At 41.1% G+C, this 13,866-nt stretch carries 13 protein-coding genes and 1 pseudogene; 1 reads left to right on the plus strand and 13 read right to left on the minus strand.

The window, feature by feature from the left end; translation table 11 throughout:
* Positions 1–2: 2 nt before the first annotated feature.
* The 12 genes and pseudogenes from ACUW6H_RS04490 to pbp2b all read right to left on the minus strand — a co-directional run bounded on the left by ACUW6H_RS04490 (position 3) and on the right by pbp2b (position 11,511).
* Complete coding sequence (locus tag ACUW6H_RS04490; RefSeq protein ID WP_000028988.1) at positions 3–257, minus strand: DivIVA domain-containing protein; 255 nt, start codon at positions 255–257, stop codon at positions 3–5.
* Positions 258–265: 8 nt separating this feature from the next.
* Positions 266–1,057, minus strand: a complete 792-nt coding sequence (locus ACUW6H_RS04495) for a YlmH family RNA-binding protein (protein WP_454361957.1) — start codon at positions 1,055–1,057, stop codon at positions 266–268.
* Positions 1,054–1,314 (minus strand): YggT family protein, encoded by a 261-nt coding sequence (locus ACUW6H_RS04500; protein ID WP_000576501.1) that lies wholly within the window; start codon positions 1,312–1,314, stop codon positions 1,054–1,056. The genes ACUW6H_RS04495 and ACUW6H_RS04500 overlap by 4 nt, the downstream gene beginning before the upstream one ends.
* A complete protein-coding gene (locus ACUW6H_RS04505; protein ID WP_000053367.1) occupies positions 1,314–1,844 on the minus strand; it encodes a cell division protein SepF in 531 nt (176 codons plus the stop codon). Before ACUW6H_RS04505 ends, ACUW6H_RS04500 begins: the two co-directional genes overlap by 1 nt.
* Before the next feature lie 9 nt (positions 1,845–1,853).
* Entirely contained in the window at positions 1,854–2,525 is a 672-nt protein-coding gene (locus ACUW6H_RS04510) for a YggS family pyridoxal phosphate-dependent enzyme (protein WP_049505659.1), read from the minus strand.
* A gap of 3 nt (positions 2,526–2,528) precedes the next feature.
* Entirely contained in the window at positions 2,529–3,785 is a 1,257-nt protein-coding gene (gene ftsZ, locus ACUW6H_RS04515; protein WP_000144261.1) for a cell division protein FtsZ, read from the minus strand.
* Positions 3,786–3,801: 16 nt separating this feature from the next.
* Positions 3,802–5,172 carry a cell division protein FtsA gene (ftsA, locus tag ACUW6H_RS04520; protein WP_454361961.1) on the minus strand — a complete coding sequence of 457 codons (1,371 nt, stop codon included), beginning with the start codon at positions 5,170–5,172 and terminating at the stop codon, positions 3,802–3,804.
* 216 nt (positions 5,173–5,388) lie between these two features.
* Complete coding sequence (locus ACUW6H_RS04525; protein ID WP_454361963.1) at positions 5,389–6,093, minus strand: YwaF family protein; 705 nt, start codon at positions 6,091–6,093, stop codon at positions 5,389–5,391.
* A gap of 92 nt (positions 6,094–6,185) precedes the next feature.
* A complete protein-coding gene (locus tag ACUW6H_RS04530; RefSeq protein WP_454361965.1) occupies positions 6,186–7,559 on the minus strand; it encodes a UDP-N-acetylmuramoyl-tripeptide--D-alanyl-D-alanine ligase in 1,374 nt (457 codons plus the stop codon).
* An 84-nt stretch (positions 7,560–7,643) separates the two neighbouring features.
* Entirely contained in the window at positions 7,644–8,687 is a 1,044-nt protein-coding gene (locus ACUW6H_RS04535) for a D-alanine--D-alanine ligase (RefSeq protein WP_454361967.1), read from the minus strand.
* Between the two features lie 175 nt (positions 8,688–8,862).
* On the minus strand, positions 8,863–9,459 hold the full coding sequence (recR, locus tag ACUW6H_RS04540; protein WP_454361969.1) for a recombination mediator RecR: 597 nt from the start codon (positions 9,457–9,459) through the stop codon (positions 8,863–8,865).
* A 10-nt stretch (positions 9,460–9,469) separates the two neighbouring features.
* Positions 9,470–11,511 (minus strand): annotated as a pseudogene (gene pbp2b, locus ACUW6H_RS04545) (penicillin-binding protein PBP2B).
* 255 nt (positions 11,512–11,766) lie between these two features.
* Between pbp2b and ACUW6H_RS04550 the strand changes: the two are divergent.
* Complete coding sequence (locus ACUW6H_RS04550) at positions 11,767–12,618, plus strand: MurR/RpiR family transcriptional regulator (protein ID WP_125828289.1); 852 nt, start codon at positions 11,767–11,769, stop codon at positions 12,616–12,618.
* Positions 12,619–12,909: 291 nt separating this feature from the next.
* On the opposite strand, the gene ACUW6H_RS04555 is transcribed toward ACUW6H_RS04550, so the two are convergent.
* Positions 12,910–13,674: a class I SAM-dependent methyltransferase gene (locus ACUW6H_RS04555; protein WP_454361971.1), complete on the minus strand. Its 765-nt coding sequence runs from the start codon at positions 13,672–13,674 to the stop codon at positions 12,910–12,912.
* Positions 13,675–13,866: the final 192 nt, after the last annotated feature.

The following is a 13,866-nucleotide window of genomic DNA, read 5'->3' on the forward strand; positions in this document are numbered from 1 at the left end:
ACTTAATAAAAAATAGAATCATTAATTGCTTCTGGTTCTTGCTCGCTTGTTACTGTTCTCTTAGGAATATCATTCGTATAATAGGAAAGACGTTCTTCTAGTTTTTTGATATAGAGTTCAGTTTCATCTTTGTATCGAATCATCTCCTCTAATTCAAAGTAAATCTTATCAAGAAAGAGGTCAACTTCTTCCTGATTGTAGCCTCTGAATGTTCTTGAGAAAGCTTTATCACTTATTTCTTGTGGTGTAATCGACATATTTCTTCTCACTTGCTTAAAAGTAGCCGGACTGTTAGTTTTTTCTTATCCTTTTTGGTCTGACCATTGTCTTTGACAACTTTCAAACGACCAAACTTTCTCACACTGATCAAATCTCCAACTGCAACCTGGTAATCAGATTTTTCAATCACATGATAATTTACCTGGACAGATTTTTTCTCAATCAGTTGGCTAGTTTGATTTCTAGATAATTTCAAGGCACTTGATAAGAGGGCATCCAATCGAAAACTCGAAACTAAAATTTCTCGTTCTCTATAATCAATTTTAGACAAAATCCTATCGGTAAAAGGACGTTCCTCCAGCGATACAGGAAGTCTGCCAATCTTTCTTATTCCATCCTGAAAAAGAGGAATGAAATCACGATTGACAAAAATCTGTGCTCTCTTTTCATCTACCAAGATATCACCAAATAATTTCCGGTCAATCCCTAGTTGGTTGATGATTGTTCCCAATATTTTTCCATGACTCAGTTGCTCAAACTTACTCGGATAGCAAATTTCCAACAAGGCCATTTCAAAGTCTGATATCTCCGGTTCAAAGTAATCTGGATAGAGAAGAACTCGAACCGACTCTGTCGGAAGAAAATCACCACTACTTTGGCAACCCAGTCCATATGTCCCAGCTAGTACCCTCAAAATCTGTTCCTGATGGGGATTGATAAAAGGAGTAAGTACCGGCGCATAGGTATCTTCTACCCGCTTGATCCACTCTAAACCCTTATCAATAAAGGGAATATCATCTTGGCAAAAATGCTGATAAATGGCTCGATTTACTGTCATAGTAATAGGACTAGTCGTGTTAAGAGATTGCCAACAAACTGAATCAGAATCAGCGCTGCCCAAACCGTAAAATCAAGACCAGCAAATTGTAGATTGAGCTTACGAAGTGGCTCAATAACTGGGCGAGCAAGTCTGATGACTAAGCGACCTAGCTGGCTTTCATAGGCATTTGGAAACCATGAAAGAAGAGCAAATGCAACGAGAATGATGGAATAAATGCTGACCGCATTTTGGATTAAACGAATTAAGAAAATCATTATCTTGCTCTATTTCGTTTAATATCAAAACCAAACTCAGCGCTTTGTGATTCATCTGGAAGCTTGATATCTTCAATATTCACGACAACGTTGACAGGCGTCAATAGATACATCGTACTCGCAACTTTTTTCATGTTTCCAGCCAAGACATGACGGGCTCCATCCAAGTAATCAAGGCAACGACGGGCTTGTACTTCTGTCATGTATTGGAAATCAATCAAAATACTTTCATTTCCAGCCAATAAATCTACAATTTCAGTTGCATCTTCGTATTTTCTTGGATAGCGAACGTCAATTGTCACTTTCTCATCTGAACGGTGGCTTTGCATTGCCAATTCTTGCTGTCGCGCATGTAGACGAGTAATATTTGCATCTTTTGCTGATCCTGACTGAGCAGGTGCTGGTAATTCTTTAGAAGATGAGATGGCTGGGCTAACTGTTTCCTCTTGTTGAGTCTGGTAGTTAGTCGTTTCTTCTCCGTCTTCTGTAAAATAATCTATAAATTTATCGAATCTATCTTTTAAAGACATAGCTCTCTCCTATTTAAAAAATGCTGTACCGATTCGAACAAAGGTTGAGCCGAACTGAATCGCTTCTTTAAAATCACGACTCATTCCCATGCTTAGCTCTGTCATCGGCATATTAGGGATTTGTTTTTCTCTAATTTCTGCTTGCAGAGCCTGCGTATCCTTGAAAATTTCTTTCAATTCATCACTGTCTGCCTCAAAAGGAGCCATGGTCATTAAACCAACATACTCAATCTGATCTAACTTAGCCAATTCTGGCAAAAGTTCTAGCAATTCTTCTTTTGAAAACCCATGCTTGCTTTCTTCCCCAGAAATATTGACCTGCAAGAAACACTTGATAACATGATCTGTTCTCTTTTGAATTTCCTGGGCTAACTTTAGGGAGTCTAAAGCATGAAAGTAATCCACAAATGGGATTACTTCTTTCACTTTCCGTCTCTGTAGTGTTCCTATTAAATGCCAAGTAACTGGGTAATCTTTCAAGGCCTGATATTTTTCTAAAAATTTATCGACTCGATTTTCACCTATATGACGGACACCAAGCGGAAGCAAGGCTTCCGCTGTTTGTACATCTACATACTTTGTCACTGCGATTACTGAAACAGCATCTAGAGCACGGTTGGCTTCTTGACTAGCATCAGCTATTTGCTGAAAAACTAATTCAGTATTTTTTTTCAAATTCATTGATTAACGATTTTTGAAGAATGGAGGTGTATCCAATTCATCTTCATCTTGTGAAACTGGTGTTTCGAAGCGTTCTACCGGTGAAACAACTGGATCTGTTTGGCGAACAATAGACTCACGACGCAAATCCCAGTCTCCAAAAGCAGAGGCTTGGTTAGTTTCAAAACGACGTGGGCTTGATTTAGGCAATTCTGCTGTCTCTTCCAAGTCGAATTGACGGTCAAATGTGTGTGCTTGTGGCGCTTTAGTTGATGGACGTCCAACTGGTTGGTTGTTACGAGCTCCAACTACTTTTTCCACTCGCTCTTGACGAACACCTGTCGCTACAACTGTAACACGGATTTCATCCTTCATGCTTTCGTCAATTGATGTTCCAAGCCAGATGTTTACACCTTGGCCAGCTGCTTGGTTGACGATTTCTGAAGCTTCTTCTGCTTCAATCAAAGTCAAATCAAGACCACCAGTAACGTTGACGATGACATCTTCAGCACCATCGATAGTTGTTTCAAGAAGTGGAGAGTAAATTGCTTTACGAGCCGCTTCAACGACACGTTCTTCACCACTACCGATACCGATACCCATAAGGGCATTCCCTTTGTTGGCCATTACAGTTTTCACGTCAGCAAAGTCAAGGTTAATCAATCCTGGGTTCGTGATCAAGTCAGTAATCCCTTGAACACCTTGGCGAAGAACGTTATCTGCTTCGCTAAGAGCTTCAAGAAGTGGCGTTTTCTTATCAACGATTTCAAGCAAGTTGTTGTTAGAGATAATCAACAAAGTATCAACATGCTCGCGAAGTTCGTTGATTCCTTCTACAGCGTACTGGCCACGTTTGCTTCCTTCAAATCCGAAAGGACGTGTCACGACACCAACTGTAAGAGCACCAAGATCTTTAGCGATACGTGCAATGACAGGGGCTGCACCTGTACCAGATCCACCACCCATACCAGCAGTGATAAAGACCATGTCTGCTCCAGTGATAGCTTCCGTCAAAGCTTCTTCACTTTCTTCTGCAGCTTTACGTCCAACTTCCGGACGCCCTCCAGCACCCAAACCACGAGTCAATTTTGGACCAAGTTGGATAACTGTTTCTGCTTTCGTACTGCTAAGGGCTTGTACATCAGTGTTGGCTGCGATAAATTCTACACCAGCAACACCTTCGTCAACCATGCGGTTGATGGCGTTACCACCACCACCACCGACACCAATTACCTTAATAACTGCGCCTTGAGCTGCTGCTGTATCAAATGAAAATGTCATAATTTCTTATCCTCTTTTATTCATCAAACATGCTTCCGATCAAACCACGGAAACGTTCTGTTAGCTTCGGTTTACTTTGAGAACTTGCTTGGAATTCTTCCTTGGGAGCAACTGGAGCTTCCTGCACAGTTTCAGCTGGAGCTGCTTGTGCTGGACTTGGTTGCGCTACTGGATTCAAACGTTGATTTGGAATGCCAAAGTTGATTGGTTTTTGACGAAGGTATTCATCTCCTTTAACTGCTTTTTGGGCAAGAAGATTGACTTCAGTCAATTTACCAGCAAACTCAGACAAGCTAATCACGTGCGCAAATGCAGGGTTGCGAATTCCAACTTGATTTGGTACATAAAGTTTTACGCGAACACCAAATACTTCTTGGGCTAATTCAACAATTCCTGGCAAAATTGCATTTCCACCGATAAGGACGATACCTCCAGGTAAATCTAACAAGTGTCTTCTTTCCAACTCTTGTTTGATTTGGTCAAAGATATGTTTGATACGTGCTGAGATAATTTCTGCCAAGTAGCTTTCTGTTACTTCAACAGGTTCTACTTCACCAATTACTTCAACTTGGAAAGTTTCGTTACTTGCAAGTGGAACGTAAGCTTCACCATAGTTCAGTTTCAAACTTTCTGCAATTTTTTGAGATGTTTTCAAGACTTTAGAAATGTCTTTAGTAACGTAATCTCCACCTTCTTGGTAGATGTTAGTGAACTGCAATTCTTGGTTACGGATAGTCGCTACAGTAGTCTGACCTCCACCCATGTCAATGACAGTCGCACCAAATTCACGTTCGCCTTCATTGAGAACGGAGTTTACGATTGCCAATGGTGAGATAATCACATTGTCAACATGGATACCTACACGCTCCACTGTCTTGCGGAGATTGTGTAGAATTGTACGAGGTCCTGTGTAAAGCAGACCACGCATTTCCAAACGGACACCCATCATACCACGAGGGTCACGGATGCCTTGGAATCCATCCACGATGAATTCTTCAGGAATAAAGGTAATCACTTCACGATCAGGAGTCATGCTCTTTGTCAAAGCTGATTTGACAACATTCTCAACATCCTGGTCTGTGATTTCTTTGGTATCTGAAGTAACAGGAATCATTCCTTGTGTTGGTTCGACCTGCAAGAGGTTTGCTGGAAGTCCAACGTTAACAGACTTAATAGAAATACCAGCTTTCTCTTCTGCCTGTGTGATTGCTGATTTGATCGCTGAAGCAGCTGCTTCAATATCAACAATAATTCCGTCTTTGACACCTTTACTTTTGGCGTTACTTACACCAATTACGTTTACTTCGCCATCTCTATGCTCAGCTACTAGCACTTTAATTGAGCTAGTTCCGATATCTAAGCCTGTAAAAAAACCATCTCTAGTCATTACATCGCATCCTCTCTGTCTTCCAAGTTTCTCACTTCTATTTAATAACTATACTTGGGCATAACTATTCACAGAATATTATAACACAAAAAATCCGATTGTGCTCAGATTTTGATAAATTTCCTAGTCATTTTTCGCTTTTTATTTCTATTTTTTTATCTTAACAGCCTAACTTTAAAAAAAGTATCGTTTTTTACAAAAAAAGAAAGCTTATATTTAAGCTTTCTTCACAAGTATTTTTTCTGCTTTCTGCTCTAAAAAAACTTCCAATACTTTCTTAGTCAAACTAATAGCTGTAGCTAACACCAGCGACACAATCAGGTAATTGACCACTAAGCCATGATCACCAACCAATGGTGGCTTTGTCAAGAATCCATAATCTCCTCCAGTCACTAAATTAACCACAAAAATCAAAGCATTTAGTGAGAAGGTTAATAAAACAATCCTCTTAACATCCAATAATCGAGAATCATAGTGTCTAAATAAATAAACCAAAGAATTTCCTAGAAGAGCTAGGTGACCAAAAATGAAAGATAGGATGGCTATGTGGGGAAAAGGATAGGCATCTGGTACTGGATAAACAAAAGCCGCTAGCGTTCCAAAGATTCCAAGTAGAGAAAAATATTGCTTGTACATTGACTTACCAGGAAGTAACAACACTACAAACATCGCCATACGACAATGATAAAATGGTAAACTTTCTGACAGTGGCATGTGATTTCCCCAGTACCAACTGTAGAGAAGGATCAACTGGACTGCTTGCAAAATTTGGAAAAAACGTTGATAGCCTTTTTTGTCGTAATAGCGATAAGAAGCGTAGAAGGTCAAAGCTAATAATGTAAATAAACTTACATACCAGACAAGATCAAATTGGGGGGGTTCTGTCGCTTGCGTAGTAAAGAAAATATCCCATAAATTCATTTAATATTCCTCATTATTTCAAAATCTTCTCACATATTATACCATGTCAATCGAAAAAAATGAATTCAGAAATACGATAATATTGGGCAAAATCACTTACAACCTTTTTCTAAACTTTCTACCAACTTAGCTAGATTCATTGAGTTAGAGCCTTTGAGCAAGATTTGGTCATTGGCACTGAGGCTTTCCTTAACCTGCTTGACTAGGTCCTCAAATTGATCCTCGTCGGCTGTTTTCTTAAAGTAGAAAACGTGACCGATTGGGAACATTTGACTAGCCAGTTGGCTTAATTCCGCAATGTCTTCTCCATAGAAAATAACAGTATCCAGCACATCTGGAGAAAGGCTCAAAATCATCTGGTTATGGAGTTGAACAGACTGGTCACCAAGTTCCTTCATGTCTGCTAGAACAGCAATTTTCTTGCCACTTTCATTGGCCGGAATAGCCGAAAAAGTCTCCAGAATCAACTTCATCGCTGTTGGATTGGCATTGTACACATCTGACAGAATATCTGCTCCATTAGCTGCTTTCTTCCACTCGGTGCGGTTACGCGTCAATTCAAGATTATGAAAAGCCTGACGAATTTGCTCCTCTGAAACTCCCTCTTGCAGGGCAACATATGATGCAATCATAGCATTAGTAGCGTTGTACTTGCCAGTTACTGGCAAATCAAGGGTTTGCTCCAAGAAATTAGCCTTAAAGGTCAGACTATCCTTGCGCTCAACCAAGTTGGTAATTTCCAGCTCTGCTCCTTGACCAAAACGAACCACCTTTTTATCAGTTGGCAAATAGTCCTCTACAATGGAGTCGGCTGGTGCCAAAAGCAAAGAACCTGGTGCCATACCGTCTACAATTTGCATTTTCCCCTTAGCAATCTCGGAACGATCATTGAAAAATGCTAAATGAGCTTCTCCAACCAAGGTCACGATAGCTGTCTTGGGGTGAGCCAATTCAGACAAGAGATGGATATCTCCAAGGTGATCCTGCCCCATCTCCAAGACCAACTTTTCTGTTTCCTCAGGCATATGGAGAACTGTATAGGGAAGCCCGATCTCGTTATTGTAGTTGCCTTGTGTTTTGTAAGTCTTGTATCTTGTTGACAGTAAATGCGCCAACATATCCTTGGTCGTTGTCTTGCCATTTGAACCTGTGACCGCAAAGACATCAACAGCTGTTTTTTCAAGATAGTAAGCTGCGAGAGTTTGAAAAGCAGACAACACGTCATCTACTAGAATGTAGGGATGACCTTCTACTTCCTTCTCAGAGAGGGTTACTGCTGCACCATTTTCAAAAGCTGTTTCGATAAAGTCATGACCATCACGCGCACCTTTAAGTGGCACAAACAAATCACCTGTCCCAATCAAACGACTGTCAAACTCAGCCTTTTCTAACTGAACGTCCGCAAAAAGACTAACATCATTTTTAGCTCCAACAGCTTGGGCAACTTCATGGATCGTTAATTTCATTTCTACTCCTTTAAAAAGGGTTGAAGTCCGAGAACTCTAGTCACCACGCAGTGATAGTTCTGGCTTCTACCCTCTCTTTCATTTTTATAGCAAATGCGCTTCGCGCTTGTCAAAACTTTCCTTGGCAAGGTCAACCAAATGCTCGATTAGCTCTGGGTAGCTAATTCCCATATTATCCCACAGTAGTGGGTACATAGACCACTGGGTGAATCCTGGCATGGTATTCAGCTCGTTTAGGAAAATCTCGCCCTTATCTGTATAGAAGAAATCGCAACGAGATAAACCGAGGCCACCAATCGCACGGAAGGCAGTTTCTGCATTTTGACGCATGATAGCTACCACATCATCACTGATTTTAGCCGGGATGTCCATGGTAATCTTGTTGTCGATATACTTGGCATCGTAGTCATAGAAGGCAACATCCTTGACCACTTCACCTGGCAAAGTGCTCTTAACATCATAGTTACCTAAGAGACCAACCTCAATTTCACGCGCATTCACCCCTTGCTCTACTAAGACACGGCTGTCATATTGAAAGGCAAGTTCCAAAGCTTGGCGGAGTTCTTCTTGATTTTCAGACTTAGAAATACCGACACTGGAACCCATGTTTGACGGCTTCGTGAAGACTGGATAAGTCAATTTTTCTTCAACTTCAGCGATTTTAGCAGTCACATCATCACCTTCGACAATGGCTACATAAGGAACTTGGGCAATCCCAGCAGACTCCAAGACACGCTTGGTCGTGATTTTATCCATGGCAAGGCTGGATGACAAGATATCACAGCCAACATAAGGCATTTTCAAAACTTCTAAAAATCCTTGAACAGATCCGTCTTCTCCCATCGGTCCATGAAGAACTGGAAAGACCACAGCGCCTTCTTCGTAGATAGTACTTGGCGCGATTTTCTTGTCCCAGTCAATGGTCTCATTAGTCATGAGACGATCCTCTTGACCTGGAGTCTGGCTAAACTCTTGCGTTTTGATAAAGTCGCCTGACTGGCTGATGAAGAAAGTCTTGACTGTGAAACGATCGTAGTTGACCGCACGCATCACACTCTCAGCTGAAAGGACAGAGACTTCACGCTCTGCACTTCGTCCACCGTATAAAAGAATAATCGTTTGTTTCATATTATTTGTTCCAATTCTAATAGAATACTCGTTCTTTAGTATATCATATTTGCTTCTTTTTTGAAACTTGAAGATGGTACTAGAATTTCAGAGAGATAAAAAGAGACCGTTAACATCAAACTCGGTCTCCTTGGTTTTTAACTAAATGAATTGAAGTTCGTAAATTTGTCCAAACTTACAACTCTGTCCGATTTTCAATGGCTCGTAAGAGTGTGACTTCATCCGCATATTCGATATCTGCCCCCACGGCCAGGCCTCGTGCCAGGCGAGTGACCTTAATACCAGCTGGCTTGAGGAGACGAGAGAGATACATAGAGGTCGCTTCCCCATCTGCCGTAGCATTGGTTGCCACAATAACCTCTGAAACCTCGTTATCCATGAGACGGGTCATGAGACTCTTGAGATTGATATCATCTGGACTGATGCCATTCATAGGAGAAATGAGTCCATGCAAGACATGATAGAGTCCGTGGTATTCTTGGATGTTTTCCATAGCCGCCACATCGCGACTATCCTCTATCACCAAGATAGTTGTCTGGTCTCGAGTCGGATCCGTACAGATCGAGCAAGGATCATCATCGGTCAAACGACCACAGATGGAACAATAGGTCAATTCCCGCTTAGCAGACAGGAGATTTTTGGCAAATTCATTGACATCGTCATCGGACATTCCAATGGTATAGAAGGCTAGGCGGGTAGCCGTTTTGATCCCGATACCCGGAAGCTTGGAATAGCTATCAATCAGCTTGGCAATAGGTGTTGGATACAGCATAAGTTCCTTTCTAATTCATTGGATGGTGTTGGTTATAAAGGTTGATAATGTCGCGCGCAATGGAAGGTCCAACACCGTTTGTTAGATTGGTGTTATGAGGAAAGACGACTGCGACCGCAATTTGGGGATTATCCGACGGTGCATAGGCGACGGCATTGGTGTTATTAGCTTTTTGACCACCATTAACATAACTTTCGGCCGTCCCCGTTTTCCCACTGATGGATACGGCTGCGCCATTTGAAAAGGCACGACCTGTCGTAAGGGCACTCGTTCCATGCGAAACTTGATAGAAACCTTGGTGCAAGATAGCCATATCGGCTTCTGAGATATTGACCTTGTTCATTTCCTTGGCAGCTGTTTCCTGAACTAGACTGCCTAAGCCACCTTGGTCATTGTTGCCATAGATTCCTTCAACGATGTGAGGAGCTAAACGCACACCATTGTTTGCAATGGTTGCGACATACTGGGCTAACTGCATCGGTGTATAGTTATCAAACTGACCAAAGGAATTATTGATATAGTTCCCCAAATCAAATTCTTTTGGCGTGAATCCTGTGGATTCATCTGGGAGGTCAATCCCTGTTGAAGCTCCGAGTCCGTATTCCCCAAAGGTTGATCGCAATTTGCCCATTGCAGTCTCTAACTGTCCCGTTGCAGCCACCATGTTTGGCGTGTAGGTCTGTCCCATGATTCCTAGCGCGGTTTGAACCATGTAGGTATTAGAAGAGTACTCTAGAGCCTCAACTGCTGTGATCGGGAAAGAGCCATAGGACAAGGTGTACCATGAATTGATAGGGGCCGAACCTTGGAAAACAATCGGCTGGTCTGTCAAGGTTTGATTGCCTGACAAGACTCCGTTTTCCCAACCAGAGCTGATGGTCGCTGCCTTAACAACAGACCCTGGCACAAAGACATTGGTTATCGTTCCAAGCGAATCTGAACTTAATTTCCCGGATTCGACATCATGCTTGACACCTGACATCGCCAGAACTGCACCGGTTTTAGGATTGAGGGCTACAGCGTAGACTCCTTCAGAATATTTGGCTCCACCGTTACCCAACTCTGAGTTGAAGTAGCTCTTGAGTAGGTCATCCACACTATTCTGGAAAGCTAGGTCAATCGTTAACTTGATATTGTTTCCTTTGCTTCCTTCTTCGACATTTTCCACACTTTCCATATTTCCGTGCTTGTCGAGGTGGATTTCCTTTACGGAGCGTTTGCCTTGAAGGACGTCTTCATATTGCTTTTCAAGATAGGAAGTCCCCACTCGGTCATTGAGAGAGTATCCTTTCTTGAGATAAGCGTCAACTTCCTCTGCTGGAAGACCTGACTTTTCACTGGAAACACTACCGACGATAGACGATAAAGAAGTGTCCAGTACTTTTCGGTCCCATGAGGTTGAAATGCTAATGCCCGGTAATTCCTTGGACGCAGAAGCTACAAGTGCAACTTGCGTATCATCCAAGGCATCTGTTGAAATGGTTCCAGTTGCGAAATTTCCAACTGCATTGAGCTGGCTAAACAGATAGATTTCCTTTTTCTGATCATCCGTATAGTTAAGCTGACTCACGTCAATACTTTCAACCGCATTATTATAGAGGGTCGCTTCCGATAAGCGATTTCCATCTGAATCCAGGCGTTTGTCACTTGGAAGGGCCTCGACTGTCTTCTTGTAGATTTCTTGGTCAGCTAAGTAATAGTCAGCAATCTGACGGTCTGTGAGTTCAGGGGAAGTGACATTCACATACGTCAGCAGTTTTTTAGCCGTCTCTTTAACTCTGCTGCCGTCATCTTATTGTTTCGTGTGAAAGAAACAACTTGCTTGAGTGTGTTTTCTACCAAGGGTTTGCCTGTTGCATCGTAGATTTGGCCACGAGCTGAACTGGTTGTTACCCTAGTCTGGCTGGCTGATGCCAACTTTGCCTCATAGAAGTCTTTATTCAGTACCTGCATGTATAACAATCGACCAATAATGGCCATAAAGAGCAGGATGACAATCGCAAATAGTAAATTAAGCCGAATCGGAATCGAATGGCTATTAAATTTTCTCATACAACTAAGACTCTTTTCTAGAAAATTGCAGATCTTCCGGATAAATTTCAGCTAAAAATTGCTAGGATTTGACAGAAGACCAGTACTTTTCATTGTACCATATTTTATGGAGAAACTCTTGGAAAAGTCTATTTCTTTTTTGAGATTTCATCCAAAACGCCTTTTTATTTTGTTATCCAACCTTCTATGATATAATGATAGTAATAGTTAGGGAAGCGTCAACTTTTAAGACTTTGACTCATAAAAAGGAGCCTCATGAACAAGCCAGATATCGCAACCATAATCGACCTCCACTTTGAAGAATTAACCGAGCTCGAGCAAGAAATCGCTCGCTATTTTTTGCAGTCTGATACGATCCAAGATGATCTTTCTTCTCAGCAAGTTACCCAAAAATTACATATCTCTCAAGCAGCTCTGACTCGCTTTGCCAAAAAGTGTGGTTTTACAGGCTACCGAGAATTTGTTTTTCAATACCAACACCAGGCTAGTAAACAGGACATCCATTCACACAAACACAGTCCCTTGACCAAACGTGTTTTGCGAAGCTACAGCATCATGAGGGAACAAACGCAGGATTTGATTGATGAAGCGCAGCTTGAACGAGTTGCCCAGCTAATTGATGATGCTGAACGGGTTTACTTTTTTGGGACGGGAAGTTCTGGTCTGATTGCCCGTGAGATGAAATTGCGCTTTATGCGTCTAGGTGTTGTCTGTGAAGCTTTGACCGATCGGGATGGCTTTGCTTGGACGACCAGTATCATGGATGAAAATTGTTTGGTGCTAGGTTTTTCCTTGTCTGGCACTACCCAATCCGTCCTAGATAGTTTGCTGGATGCCAAGGATATGGGCGCCAAGACCATTCTCTTTACCAGTTCTCCTAGCAAAGACTGTCAGGCCTACACCGAAACAGTCCTAGTCGCAAGTCATAGCCAATCTTCTTACATCCAACGTATTTCCGCTCAACTTCCTATGCTCTTTTTAACAGATTTGATTTATGCCTACTTTTTAGAAATCAATCGTGAGAGCAAAGAAAAAATCTTTAATAGCTATTGGGAAAATAAAAAACTCAACGGCTATCGTAGACAAAAACGCGCTAGAAAATCCTAGTTTGGTCCAACCAAACTAGGATTGTTTTGTTTTGAAATGATAATAGGCACATAGGTGGTCTTTCCTATCTGTCTCTTTGTATCAATACTTTTTTATCTATGTTTTTCATTTCTTCCATAAATTCTCCTTTCCGTTTTTGAATTTTTGACAACAAAAAGGAAGTATCGGCTAATTGCTTTTACTTCCCCTCTATCATTTTATTTAGTTGTTTTACTTCGACAAACTGGGATTTAGATTTTAACCCTTCAGGAAAATGAAACGAGCTACTCTCCTGAAGTATGTTCTTTAACATTATAGTTTAATGCAAAGTGTAGCTATATAGTCATTTCCATAACGCGATAATCTATTTCTTTTATCACATGATTCATAAAAATCGATCATAGCGAGACCATTCTTCAGTTGTCCTCTAATCTGAGTTTCTAAGGTATGACTAAATTCATAGCCATACTCTGGATCTATGGTTATTTTGCCTTCCGCTTCAAGCTCTCTTGAATTAAAAGGTAGTGAAAACTGTAACAGTAATTCCTCATCAGGTTTGTCCCATACTATGTCAGCATCATACATGTATATCCAAGGATTCATAAATCCAACCATTAACAAACCGCCCTTTTTCAATACGCGAGAGGCTTCTTTATACATGTTTTCTAAATCCTCTATATATACATTTGAAACTGGATTAAAAATAATATCAAAGATTTCATCTTCAAATGGAAATGGTTTTGTCAGATCGCCTTGAACGGTAGTAATCTTTAAGCCTTCTCTTTCAGCAACCAGCTCATCTCTTTGTAATTGTGATTTAGAAAAATCCATGATGGTGACATCATAACCTTTTGCAGCAAAAACGGGACCCTGCTGTCCACCACCACAAGCTAACCCTAATATCTTTTTTCCCTTGGCTTTTTCAAACCATTCTGTGGGGACTTTTTTTCCAACAGTTAAGGCAACAGAAATTGGATGCTTTCTAACTTCTTCTAATTCTTCATGTGTCAATGGCTCAGTATAATCATTTTTTACATTATTCCATCTATCTTGATTACATTTTATATAATTGTTCATCTGATAATCTCCTCGTAATGTTATACTATTTCGATTTAAGCTGGATGTGCTGCCACTACACTTTCTCACCTCTAGAAATTCTAATTTGTCAATTTTTCGTCCATCTTATTATATCATTTTTTCTTCTTGGCTTGGGTTTAGTATTTAGAAACAAAGTAGAGTGCTTGTACCGTCTTCTAGAGCTATCTCCTC

This window comes from Streptococcus sp. 151470009-6, from assembly GCF_053628175.1.